This window comes from Cystobacter fuscus, from assembly GCF_002305875.1.
Classification (GTDB): Bacteria; Myxococcota; Myxococcia; order Myxococcales; family Myxococcaceae; genus Cystobacter; species Cystobacter fuscus_A.
Window position 1 is genome coordinate 11729034 of record NZ_CP022098.1, and the last position, 11544, is coordinate 11740577.

The 11544-nt window shown below is 69.4% G+C and carries 10 protein-coding genes; 6 read left to right on the forward strand and 4 right to left on the reverse strand.

What is annotated here, in order from left to right:
• Positions 1-8 precede the first annotated feature (8 nt).
• Together CYFUS_RS47515 and CYFUS_RS47520 are read left to right on the forward strand one after the other, a co-directional pair.
• Positions 9-764, forward strand: coding sequence for a hypothetical protein (locus CYFUS_RS47515; protein ID WP_095991256.1), 756 nt, complete (start codon positions 9-11; stop codon positions 762-764).
• On the forward strand, positions 764-1342 hold the full coding sequence (locus CYFUS_RS47520; protein ID WP_095991257.1) for a hypothetical protein: 579 nt from the start codon (positions 764-766) through the stop codon (positions 1340-1342). The genes CYFUS_RS47515 and CYFUS_RS47520 overlap by 1 nt, the downstream gene beginning before the upstream one ends.
• 10 nt (positions 1343-1352) lie before the next feature.
• Here the strand turns inward: CYFUS_RS47520 and CYFUS_RS47525 are convergent, their stop codons facing one another.
• Entirely contained in the window at positions 1353-2024 is a 672-nt protein-coding gene (locus tag CYFUS_RS47525) for a hypothetical protein (RefSeq protein WP_095991258.1), read from the reverse strand.
• A gap of 96 nt (positions 2025-2120) precedes the next feature.
• Between CYFUS_RS47525 and CYFUS_RS47530 the strand changes: the two genes are divergently transcribed.
• Entirely contained in the window at positions 2121-3833 is a 1713-nt protein-coding gene (locus CYFUS_RS47530; protein WP_198316379.1) for a trehalase family glycosidase, read from the forward strand.
• Here the strand turns inward: CYFUS_RS47530 and CYFUS_RS47535 are convergent.
• Both CYFUS_RS47535 and CYFUS_RS47540 read right to left on the reverse strand, forming a co-directional pair.
• Positions 3827-5116, reverse strand: a complete 1290-nt coding sequence (locus tag CYFUS_RS47535) for an MFS transporter (protein WP_095991260.1) — start codon at positions 5114-5116, stop codon at positions 3827-3829. The genes CYFUS_RS47530 and CYFUS_RS47535 overlap by 7 nt on opposite strands.
• A gap of 79 nt (positions 5117-5195) precedes the next feature.
• On the reverse strand, positions 5196-5768 hold the full coding sequence (locus CYFUS_RS47540; RefSeq protein ID WP_095991261.1) for a HutD family protein: 573 nt from the start codon (positions 5766-5768) through the stop codon (positions 5196-5198).
• A gap of 208 nt (positions 5769-5976) precedes the next feature.
• On the opposite strand from CYFUS_RS47540, the gene CYFUS_RS47545 reads away from it, so the two are divergent.
• The 3 genes from CYFUS_RS47545 (at position 5977) to CYFUS_RS47555 (ending at position 10338) form a co-directional block, all read left to right on the forward strand.
• Positions 5977-8532 (forward strand): M1 family metallopeptidase, encoded by a 2556-nt coding sequence (locus CYFUS_RS47545; protein WP_095991262.1) that lies wholly within the window; start codon positions 5977-5979, stop codon positions 8530-8532.
• A gap of 85 nt (positions 8533-8617) precedes the next feature.
• A complete protein-coding gene (locus CYFUS_RS47550; protein WP_095991263.1) occupies positions 8618-9703 on the forward strand; it encodes an AAA family ATPase in 1086 nt (361 codons plus the stop codon).
• Positions 9703-10338 (forward strand): DUF3226 domain-containing protein, encoded by a 636-nt coding sequence (locus CYFUS_RS47555; protein ID WP_095991264.1) that lies wholly within the window; start codon positions 9703-9705, stop codon positions 10336-10338. Before CYFUS_RS47550 ends, CYFUS_RS47555 begins: the two co-directional genes overlap by 1 nt.
• Before the next feature lie 10 nt (positions 10339-10348).
• Here the strand turns inward: CYFUS_RS47555 and CYFUS_RS47560 are convergent, their stop codons facing one another.
• The gene (locus tag CYFUS_RS47560) at positions 10349-11518 is read right to left on the reverse strand and encodes a zinc ribbon domain-containing protein (protein ID WP_157759073.1); all 1170 of its coding nucleotides are present in this window, start codon (positions 11516-11518) and stop codon (positions 10349-10351) included.
• Between the last annotated feature and the right edge of the window lie 26 nt (positions 11519-11544).

Genomic DNA, 11544 nt, shown 5'->3' on the forward strand with positions numbered 1-11544 from the left:
GAGTTGGGTTGACACCTCGACATGTATTCTCCGCCCCGCACCGCCCGCTGGCAGCCGGGCTCGCGCTCTGGGCGCTCACCGCGCTCATTCCCCTGAGCGCGGCCCGCGCCGATGAGGTGGAGGAGGACACGCGCCTCTTCCCCCACGCCGGCAACGCGCGCCTGTTGTCCAGCGATGAGGCCGCGCCCATCAAGCATCTGACCATCGGCCTGCAGCGCACCGCGATCCCCCTGGCCCTGGGCATCGCCGTGGACACCTCGCTGCTGGCGGACATCGCCACCGCCGCCAACGTGGGCGTGCGCTGGGGCGCCGAGTGGGGCATCCACCGCTTCGTCATCGGCGGGCGCTACACGTGGTTCCTCGGCGGGGAGACGCTGTCCAACGCCCTCAGCGAGCAGGTGCCCGAAATCCAGCGCGTCGACGTGAACTTCAGCGGGCCCAGCGTCTATGCGCTCTACGGCATCGTGCTCGGGCGCTTCCTGGTGCAGGGCGAGGTGCGCCACTACATCTACCAGAACACCGTCACCACGGCGACCGGCGCGGTGGTGTTCAACATCATCGGCAACCTGTCCGCCGTCGGCGAGCTCGGGGTGCGCTTCTCCGAGGGCATGCCCCTGCGCGGCGCGTTCGGTCTGCGCTACGGCGGCCCGACGCTCGGTGTGTCCCTCGGCCTCGCGTACGTCGACGTCACCGAGCCCCTGCTGCCCTACAACGAGGGCCGCGTTCCCTTCCTCCCCGCCTTCGACCTGTCCCTGACCTTCTAATGAACCGCCTCGCTCCCGCCCTGCTCTGCTCCCTGCTGGTCACCGCGTGCTCCGCCGAGGTGGCCATCGACTCGGATCCCATCTCCACGACGGTTCCGGTCACCTCCATCTTCGAGCCCACCTATGCCGAGGTGGCCATCGACCTGCCCGCGGACACGCAGGACCTCGCGGTCCTCGTGAAGGAAGTGACCGCCACCCTGACCGTGGTCAACCCCTCGACCGTCTTCACGCTGAACGCGTCCGCGCGCCTGTCCCTCGAGGGCACCGCCACGCCGGATCAGCCCATCATCTACACCCCGCGCAACCTGCCCCCGTACTACGCCAAATCCCAGGAGCTGCTGTCGGCCAACTTCGGACCCGCCTCGCGCACGGAAGCCACCATCCCCAGCTCGGAGACGTTCCTCAAGGCCGTGCGCCAGCCGCGCATCTGGTTCATCGTGGCCAACACCATCTCCAATGCGACTCCCGGCACCGGCGGCCTGCCCGTGGAGATCCGCCTGGAGAACGCCATCCTCCACGTCGTCGTGGAGAAGAACTTCAGCGGCCTCGAGGGCGCGCTGGGCATCACCGGTCTCTAGAACCCGGCTCTCACCGCGCTCCCGCCGGACGCCTGGCGGGCAGCGCGAGCGAGCGGTACGCACGCGACTCGGCGAAGGTCGGCAAGTCCGTGGGACGCTGGTGCCACCAGTTCATCACCAGCGTCACCCGCAGGCGCGACGTCCCCGGCAGCTTCCCGTCGGGAATCTGGTTGCGGGCGTCCAGCACGCCATGGGTGAGATTGCCCCGGAAGCAGGAGAAGCGGTTGGGCCGGGGCATCACCAGATCGAACTCGTCCGTGTCGGGCGCGAGCGACGGGTTGTCCTCGCACGGAAGCGCCCGCGTCACCGCGAGCGCCCCACCCCGCACCCGGTTCATGAAGAGCAGCGAGGTGAAGCGCGGATGCACGAGCGGCCCTCCCTTCAAGGCGAGCTTCTCGTCGCGGTCCTGATGGAAGTCCACCTGCACGTCCGTGGTGTACATGCGCGACAACCACCACTCCACCCCCGCGATCCCCCGGCGCACCGGCACGCGCGGGCGCAGCGCGAGGATGGCCTCCTCCACGAGGTTGGTGGGCTCGCCCAGGTCGAACCAGAAGGTCGTCTGGTAGGTCTGACGTAGCCGCTCGCGGCCCAACGCGCGCACCCGCCGCCACAGGCGCTGGAAGTGGGCCTCGGGAAGGGCGGAGTCCTGGAGGAAGACGAGCGGCGCGGGGGGCGGCATGGACGTTCTTCTATCACCGTCCCGTTGCGCGCCCGCGCGGGGATGACGAGCTTTGCCCCCTTGGCCAGCCCGTCATGCATGGGCCCGGGAGGACCGATGGCAGCCGCTCGACGCTCCAGGAGCGCTCCGTGGATGACGGGGCTGCTCGTCACGCTGGCCCTCACCGCGAGCGCGGCACCCGCTCCCGCTCCAGCGCCCTCCGCCAATCATGCCGACGTGCGCGGCTACATCGCGCGCACCTGGGACGCACTCACGCGCTCACTCGAGTCCTGTGAGGTGTTCGAGGACCCCAAGGTCGCGGGCCGCGCCGTGCTCTACCTGCCCCGGGAGCTGCCCGAGCCCGCCATCGTCCAGCGGCTGCGCCAGAAGTGTCCGAAGGTGGAGCTCCACCGCCTGCCCAGGGAGCTCACCGGGGCGGGACAGGTGGACGTGCGCGCGTTGGAGACCCAGGGACTGCTCTACCTCGAGCACCCCTACGTGGTGCCCGGCGGCATGTTCAACGAGATGTATGGCTGGGACAGCTACTTCATCATCCGGGGGCTGTTGCGCGACGGACGGCGGGAGCTGGCCCAGGGCATGGTGCGCAACTTCTTCTTCGAGATCCAACACTACGGCGCGCTGCTCAACGCCAACCGCACCTACTACCTGTCCCGCTCCCAGCCGCCCTTCCTCACCTCCATGGTGATGGAGATCCACCGGGCGCTGCCGGAGGACGAGGGCCGCGCCTGGCTCACCGAGGCCTGGCCCTTCCTCGTGCGCGACCATGGTCTGTGGGTGCGGGAGGAGCACCTGGCGGGCGACACGGGCCTGTCGCGCTACTTCGACTTCAACGAGGGGCCGGTGCCCGAACTGGCGGTGGACCAGGCCCGCTACTACCGCGACGTGGTGAGCTACTTCACGCGCCACTCCGAGGAGGGCCGGCCCTTCCTGCGCGAGGTGGACCGGGACGCCATCTCCCCGAGCGCCACGGCCCCCGTGTTCCTCACCCAGGTGTGCCAGCGCGACCCCGGCACCACGACCTGCACCACCCAGGGCGCCGTCACCCTCACCGAGGACTTCTACCGGGGCGATCGCGCCATGCGCGAGTCCGGCTTCGACATCTCCTTCCGCTTCGGGCCCTTCAGCGCGCGCACGCACCACTTCGCCGCGGTGGACCTCAACAGCCTGCTGTACAAGGCGGAGACGGACCTGGAGCGCATCAGCACGCTGCTCGGCCGCGACGCCGAGGCCCGTGCCTGGCGCGAGCGCGCCACGAAGCGCCGGGCCCTGGTGGACCGCTACCTGTGGGACGCCGAGCGGGGCATGTACTTCGACTACGACGTCGAGAAGCGACAGCGCTCCACCTACGAGTACGCGACGACCTTCTACCCGCTCTGGGCGGGACTGGCCTCGCCCGAGCAGGCGCGCGCCGTGGCCGCCCACCTCCCGGACTTCGAGCGGGCCGGGGGACTCGCGATGAGCCGCCAGGAGACGTCCGCCCAGTGGGATCTGCCCTACGGCTGGGCACCCCTCCAGCTCCTCGCCGTCGAGGGCCTGCGCCGCCATGGCCATGACGCCGACGCGGACCGCCTGTCCCGGAAGTTCCTCGACATGGTCGCCGACAACTTCCACCGCGAGGGCAACCTGCGCGAGAAGTACAACGTGGTGAAGCGCACCACCGAGGTGCAGGTCACCGCGGGCTACGCGCACAACGTCATCGGCTTCGGCTGGACCAACGGCGTCTTCCTGGAGCTGTGGCACGGCCTGCGCCGCGAGCCCACGAAGCAGCCCGCTTCACCCTCCCAGACGCCGCGGCCTCCGGCTCAGTGAGCCGACTGCGCCGCCAGGGGCTCGGGCTCGGGCGGCAGGGGCTCGCGCGCCGCCGTCTCCAGGTGGTCCACCCGCCGTAGCTCGGGGAAGCCCCAGGCCCACAGCACCACCACCACCAGCGTGCCCACCGCTCCGGAGATCACCGCCTTCTCCGCGCCCATGTGCTCGGCGAAGGAGCCGGCGCGGAACTCGCCCAGCTCGTTGGAGGCGCCGATGCAGATCATGTTCACCGCGCCCACGCGTCCGCGCATCTCGTCCGGCGTGGCCAGCATCTCGACCGTGCCGCGCACCACCACGCTCACCATGTCCGCCGCCCCCGCCACCGCCAGGGCCACCACGGACAGGGGCAGCGAGCGGCTCACGCCGAAGACGAGCGTCGCCACGCCGAAGATGGCCACCGCGATGAACATCTTCCATCCCGCCCGGCCGCCCAGCGGACGCGAGGCCAGCAGGAGCGCCACCACCGCCGCGCCCACCGCGGGCGCGCTGCGCAACAACCCCAGGCCCCAGGGCCCCGTGTGCAGCACGTCCTGAGCGTAGATGGGCAGCAGGGCCACCGCGCCGCCCAGCAACACCGCGAACAGGTCCAGGGTGATGCTGCCGAGCAGCAGCCGCTGACGGCGCACGAAGTGGAAGCCCGCCAGCAGCGTCTTCATCGAGAAGGGCTCGCTCGAGGAGCGGCCCGTGCGGACCTTCAACAGGAGCATCCACACCACGGTGAGCGCGCACAGCGAGGCGGAGCCCACGTAGGCCCCCATGGCGCCCGCCCAGCCGTAGAGGACGCCGCCCACGGCGGGACCCGCGATGGTGGCCACCTGCCACGTCGTCGAGTTGATGGCCACCGCGCGGGGGAGATCCTCGGCGGGAACCATGCGGGGCACGAGTGCCGCGCTCGCGGGCGAGTAGAAGGCCCGCGCCGTCCCGAAGAGCACCAGCACGCCGTAGACGAAGCGCACGTCCCGGATGTGGCCCAACGTGAAGGACAGGAGCAGCAGGCTGCACAGCAACATGACGCTCTGGCACACCACGAGGATGGCGCGCCGGTCCACGCGGTCCGCCACCTGTCCGCCCACCAGCGCGAAGGCCACGAAGGGCAGGAACTGCGCGAGGCCCGTGTAGCCCAACGCCAGCGCGCTGCCCGTCAGCTCGTACACCTGCCACCCGATGGCCACCGACTCGACCTGCATCGCCAGCACCGCGCACAGGCGGGCCAGTTGGAACAGGCGGAAGTCACGATGACGGAAGACGGAGGGTCTGGGCTCGGGAGTGTCGGACGAAGGCATGAGGTCCGAGGGCTCTAACGCAATCCCGCCCCTCCTCGCCAGCCATCCCCAGCCGGGCGGGCAGGGCCCCGCTCGCGGCTCACCCTCCTCGCGAGGTAAGATGAACGACCACCACGCGGGCTTCTCCCACCCCACGCACCCGGAGACTCCCAGGAGCCTCCCAGCCGAGCAGCTCCTGCTCGGCCAGTGGCTCGCCCGACACCTCCGCCCGTCCCGCCAGCCCGTACAGCCACACGCTCCCCGCCCCCTCGATGGGGTGCTCGCCGCCCGCCGCCAGCTCCACCACGTCGAGCCGGGCCTCGGCGAGCTCCCGGTCCACCATGAGGTTGAAGTCGCGCACCGGCCCTCCGAGCAGCCGGCTCTCGAAGGGCACCTCGCCCGGAAAGCGGAACGGCGCACTGCCCCGCTCGAGGACCACCTCGGGGGCTCCCTCCCGGCGCAGCGCCATGCCCTCGCCCTCGAGGAAGAGCAGCGTCCGATCCACCCCCGGGAACAGGGAGAACGGCCCCGACGAGGCCACCGTGGCGATCGACAGGCGCATGAGGAAGCGCTCCGGCGCCCTCGGGTGCGGCAGCTTCAGCAGCTCCCGGGTGACGCCGCCCCCGTTCTTCCAGGGCATGTCGCGGTAGTCCGTGGGTCCCCATCGTCTCATCGTCGTCCCTCGCGCGCCGCGGCCGATGACCTCACGCCGCCCCGGCTCGAACAATGTAGTCCCTTAGCATACACCCCCCTGGCGGGAGGGGAAACGAAGGGCCGGGAGGCAGTGGCGCGGGGAGCCGTTACCCGGTGGACGCCCGAGGGAAAAGGCATGCGTGTCCGGCCCGGCAAGCGCTCGCGCTCCCGGTAGAGTGCCGGCGCCTATGGCTCACCTGACCGAAGACAAGAACTTCCGGCTTCCCCTCTCCGTTCGCCCGCACCGGTACGCGGCGACCCTGACGCTCGACCTGGATGCCCGCGCGTTCACGGGCGTGCAGACGATCGAACTGGAGCTGGAGAAGCCCACGGACGAAATCATCCTGCACGCCATCGCGCTGAAGATTGGCGAGGTGCTGTTCCGCACACAGGATGGCCGCATCTGCGTGTGCAACGACGTGCGCGTGGTGCCGGAGAGCGAGACGGTGGTGCTGCGCTTCCCCGAGCAACTGCCCGCGGGAGCCGGAGCGCTGGACGTGGCGTGGACGGGCCGCTTCACCGAGGGCCTGCGGGGCCTGTACATGGCGGGCAAGGTGGCGGCCACGCAGTTCGAGGCGGCGGATGCGCGGCGGCTCTTCCCGTGCTTCGACGAGCCGGCCTTCAAGGCGCGCTGGGCGCTCACGGTGCAGGTGCCCACGGGGCTCACGGCGCTGAGCAACGGCCGGCTCGAGCGCGAGGAGTCCGACGGCCACGTGCGCAAGCTGTACTTCCAGGAGACGGAGGTGCTCAGCTCGTACCTGGTGGCGCTCGTGGTGGGCCCGCTGGTGGGCACCATCGAGGAGACGGTGGAGGGGATTCCGGTGCGCACCTGGGCGCTGCCGGAGAAGGCGCACCTCACGCGCTTCGGCCAGGACGCGGCGCTCGCGGCCCTGCCCCGGCTCCAGGCGTACTTCGGCCTGCCCTACGCCTTCGGCAAGGTGGACCAGGTCGGCATCCCCGACTTCGAGGCCGGCGCCATGGAGAACGCGGGCCTCATCACCTACCGGGAGATCGCCCTCCTGCTCGACCCGGCCACCGCGCCCCTGTCGGTGCAGAAGCGCGTGGCCGAGGTGGTGACGCACGAGCTGGCGCACCAGTGGTTCGGCAACTGGGTGACGATGGTGTGGTGGGACGACCTCTGGCTCAACGAGGCCTTCGCCACGTGGATGGCGTACAAGATCGTCGACTCGTGGAAGCCCGAGTGGCGGGTGTGGCTGGACTTCGACGCGGGCAAGGCGGCGGCGCTGCACCTGGACGCGCTGCGCTCCACGCACCCCATCCGCGGGGAGGTGCGCAACGCGCACGAGGCCGGTGAGAGCTTCGACCTCATCACCTACGAGAAGGGCGGCGCGGTGCTGCGGATGATCGAGGGCTTCCTCGGCGAGGACGCCTTCCGCGAGGGCATGCGCCAGTACATGCGCAAGCACGCGCGCTCCAACGCGGTGGCGGATGACCTGTGGCGGGCGCTCGCCAACGCCTCGTCGCAGCCGGTGCTGGAGCTGGCCAACGCGTGGATTGGACAGAACGGCTACCCGCTGGTGAGCGTGTCGCTGGAGGGCCGCACGGTGAAGCTGGCCCAGCAGCGCTACTACTCGGAGCCCGGGGTGAAGAGCAACGAGCACTGGCCGGTGCCCATGGTGCTGCGCTACGCGGACGCGGGCGGGGTGCGCGAGCAGCGGGTGCTGCTGCGCGAGTCCCACGCCGAGGTGAAGCTGGAGGGCACGGGCGAGGTGAAGTGGCTCGTCGCCAACGCGAGCTCCACGGGCTTCTACCGGGTGCAGTACGACGCGCGGGCGCTGGAGCGGCTGTCGGCGAGCGTGGACGCGCTGGAGCCCAGCGAGCGCATCTCGTTGCTCGCGGACCAGTGGGCGCTGGCGCGCAGCGGCCAGGCGACGCTGGCGGCGTTCCTGGACCTGGCGGGCCGCTTCGGCCACGAGGAGGACGACGCGGTGCTGGACGAGCTGGTGGGCCGGCTCGCGTACGTGGAGAACCGGCTGGTGGACGGCGAGGACCAGGAGCGCTTCCGCCGCTGGGTGGAGAAGCTGCTCGGCGCGGGGCTCGAGAAGCTCGGGTGGGAGCCGGCGCCGGGAGAGACGGACCAGGTGAAGCTGCGGCGCGCGGCGCTGGTGCGGGCCATTGGCGGCGTGGCGCGCAGCCGCAAGGCGCTCGCCGAGGCGCGGCCCCGGGTGGAGCGGGCGCTCAACGGGGACACGAGCGCGCTGGAGCCCAACCTGCTCGACGTGGCGGTGGGCATGGTGGCGCGCGAGGGCGACAAGGCACTGTACGAGAAGCTGCTCGAGAAGATGCCGGTGGAGCCGGATCCGGCGACGCAGCGGCGCTACCTCATGGCCATCACCTCCTTCGAGGATCCGCAGTTGGCGGCCGCCGCGCAGCAGCTCTTCTTCGGCGAGAAGGTGAAGATGCAGGACGTGGCGAGCTTCCTCACGGGGCTGATGGCCAACCGCACGGGCCGCGACGCGTGGTGGGCGGAGAAGCAGAAGCGCTGGAAGGACGTGCTGGCGCGCACGGGCGCGGCGCCCATGCTGCTGCGGCGGGTGGTGGAGTCGCTGGGCGCGCTGCGCGAGCGCAAGCAGCTCGACGAGGTGCGCAAGCTGCTGACGGCGCACCCGGTGGAGGAGGCCAGGCAGGCCATGAGCCAGACGATCGAGAAGCTGGAGCAGGACGTGATGCTGCGCGAGCGCGCCCTGCCCGAGGTGCGCGCCTGGCTCCAGAAGCAGGCTTGACGGGTTGTTTTCCCTGATGTTTCCCTGAGCGCCCCGTGAGGCCCCGGCTTCACGGGGCGCTCTTCTCTTTCGTGCGGAACGGTCCGTGAACACAGAATCCACATCGACGCAGCCTGGCGGGAGTGCCTATCCGCTGCCGTCCCTGCATATCCAAGGCTTCAGGGCCTTCAAGGACCTGCGGCTGGACAACCTCGGCCGCGTCAACCTGATCGTCGGCAAGAACAACGTGGGCAAGAGCACGCTCCTGGAGGCCATCGCGTTGTACGCCTCGGGACCAGAGGTGATCCGCGAACTCCGCAACCTGCTCAAAGCACGTCAGGAATTTCGAAGACCACTCCTCAAGGACGAACGCGACCCTTCCGTGGACATCTACCGCGCATTTCACACGAACACGTCCACAGGGTTCGACTTCGAACCGACTCTTCGCATCGCTCCGTCAGGATCTGGAGAGAAATCACTCCAGATCAAACTCCAAAGAAAATCCGGGCCATTTGCCAGACATGCCGAGCCCGACATATCAGCTCAATATGGGGCTGAAAAGAAAGGCAATCCCGTCTCTGAGCCCGGTCTCGACAAGAACCAGACTCCAGCAGCGGAAAGATTGTTCACGTGCCACTCCATACCTGCCCGTGGATTGGAAGGAAGACAGTTGGATTGGCTATGGGACAACATCGTCCTCACTGATCAAGAGCAAGACGTCCTGCGCTCGCTCCAGATCATCGCGCCCGGGATTGAACGCATCTCTCTTGCTGAAGGAACCAGGATATCGACTCAAGGCCGCATCCCTTTGATCCGCCAAAAAGGCAGCCACGACCCAGAACCCTTGCGAAGCATGGGCGACGGAATGAACCGCGTGTTCGAACTGGCGCTCGGGCTCGCCAACTCGAAAGACGGGCTCTTCCTCGTGGACGAACTGGAAAACGGCGTGCACTACAGCGCCCAGGAACAACTCTGGCGGCTCATCTTCGAGACCGCCAGCCAGCTCAACGTCCAGGTCTTCGCCACCACCCACAGCTGGGACTGCATCGAGGCCTTCCAGCGCGCCGCGAGCGCCCACCCATCGAACGGTGCGCTCATCAGCCTCGCGCGCCAGGAAGACGGGGTGAAAGGCACCGTCTTCAACGAGCGGGATCTCGAGATCATCACCCGCGAATCCATCGAGGTTCGCTGATGCCTCCGCCCCGAGAGCATGTCCTGTTGGTCGAGGGCAAGGACGACCGCGAGGTCGTCTACCAGTTGTGCAACCACCACCAACTGGACAACCAGAACCTGTTCACGGTGGAAGCGAAGGATGGATACGAGCGGCTCCGGGACGATTTGAGTGTCCGTCTCCGGGTCCCGGCGCTGCGCACCATCGGGACCATCATCGACGCCGACACGAACCTCGCGGACCGGTGGCACTCGGTGTGCGACGTGCTGGCGAGAAGCGGCTACACGGAGCTTCCCGCCGCTCCAGCGGAAGACGGAACGATCCTCGCGGCCCAGGGTCGCCTGCCCCGCTTCGGCATCTGGGTCATGCCCGACAACCGGCTGTCCGGAATGTTGGAGGACTTCATCCAACACCTCGTTCATCAAGGTGACCCCCTGATCCCCCGAGCGCAGACGTCCGTCGACGGGATTCCGCCCGCCGAGCGCCGGTTCCAGGACGTCCATCGCTCCAAAGCGCTCATCCACACGTGGCTGGCCTGGCAGCAGGAACCCGGGACACCCCTCGGGCTGGCGGTGACCAGGCGCTACCTGGACGCCAACCACTCACTGGCCCAGCGCTTCCTCACGTGGCTGCGGAACCTGTTCTCCACCCCCTGAGACGAACCACTCAGCCCTGGAAGTCCAGGTCCGAGGCCGACTCCTTGGCCTCCGGGGCACGCCTCGGAATCAGGTGGCGCGCGACGACGATGACGAGCGTCAACACGCCCGGCAGGAAGACCCACGGACCCGGGCTGTGGGAGTTCTTCATCACGAAGAACCACAGCATGAGCCACACGGTCATGAGGGTGAGGAAGAGCGGGTGCATGCCCCCGAGCCCCCGGTGTTTCACCGCCGTGCACGCGAGGAACAGCAGCGTGAACTGGGTGAGCGCCGCCAGCGGCAACTCGCCTCCCCGCATGCCCGACCACCACGTGCTCCCCCGCGTCCACGGCAGCAGGAGCGAGACGCTGCACAGCACCACGCCCGCCAACACCCACGGGTGCGACGCGGACCCCGACTCCCCCTCGGGCAAGCCATCCCCGGGCGGGACGAAGTACCTCCGGCCCTGGTCGTAGCCGAGCAGCCCCCCGGCGAGCATCCACACCCACGAGATGGGCCCGTAGCCCAGCATCAACACGGCATACGTGCAGACGAGCAGCGCGAACGTCTGGCCGATCACCGGATGCTCCGTCTCCCGGGGCAGGTTCGCGAGCGCTGGAGGCAGGGGTGGCACGGGCCGGCCCTGGTACTCGGGCGCCTCGTGCACCTGGCGCCACTCGTTCACCGCCGCGAGCGCTCCCCACAGGAGCACCACCCCCGAGCCCATCGGCCCGATGCCCGGAATGGGAGGCGCCACCGAGAGCACCACCCCCGACCCCACGAGCCCCACGCCCACCAACGTCAGCGAGCCGCCCGGCAGGTGTGCCCGGAAGCGGGGATCATCCAACAGCCCCTGGAACGTGCCGCCCACCTGCGTCACGGCGACGAACAGCGCGCCCGCGGCCTGGGACAGCCGGTCCCCCCAGGAGTCCGCGGGAGCGGGCCGGGCCCCCTCCTCATAATCCGCTGCGGAGCCGTCCGGATTGTCGTCCTCGGTGTCGGTGACGGCGGTCGCCTCGTCCTCGGCGGCGTACCGCGACTGGGAGACCTCGGTCCGCTCGTCGTCCTCGTCCGCCTGGACGCGCAGGGGCTCACCGCACTCGGCACAGTAGTCCAACGACTCATCGTCAATGACGTGACCGCATTTCGAGCAACGCATGAAGCCCCCGAGCGCGGCCCGAGCATAGGCCAGTCCCATGCCCACCGCAGCCACCCGCCCCCGCC

Bases quoted from the DNA above. Each gene is read 5' to 3' on its own strand.
- CYFUS_RS47555 (WP_095991264.1), top strand. From the start codon at position 9,703: ATGCCTCCGCCCCGAGAGCATGTCCTGTTGGTCGAGGGCAAGGACGAC.
- CYFUS_RS47545 (WP_095991262.1), top strand. From the start codon at position 5,977: ATGGCTCACCTGACCGAAGACAAGAACTTCCGGCTTCCCCTCTCCGTT.
- CYFUS_RS47525 (WP_095991258.1), bottom strand. From the start codon at position 2,024: ATGCCGCCCCCCGCGCCGCTCGTCTTCCTCCAGGACTCCGCCCTTCCC.
- CYFUS_RS47530 (WP_198316379.1), top strand. From the start codon at position 2,121: ATGGCAGCCGCTCGACGCTCCAGGAGCGCTCCGTGGATGACGGGGCTG.
- CYFUS_RS47560 (WP_157759073.1), bottom strand. From the start codon at position 11,518: ATGGGACTGGCCTATGCTCGGGCCGCGCTCGGGGGCTTCATGCGTTGC.
- CYFUS_RS47520 (WP_095991257.1), top strand. From the start codon at position 764: ATGAACCGCCTCGCTCCCGCCCTGCTCTGCTCCCTGCTGGTCACCGCG.
- CYFUS_RS47535 (WP_095991260.1), bottom strand. From the start codon at position 5,116: ATGCCTTCGTCCGACACTCCCGAGCCCAGACCCTCCGTCTTCCGTCAT.
- CYFUS_RS47540 (WP_095991261.1), bottom strand. From the start codon at position 5,768: ATGAGACGATGGGGACCCACGGACTACCGCGACATGCCCTGGAAGAAC.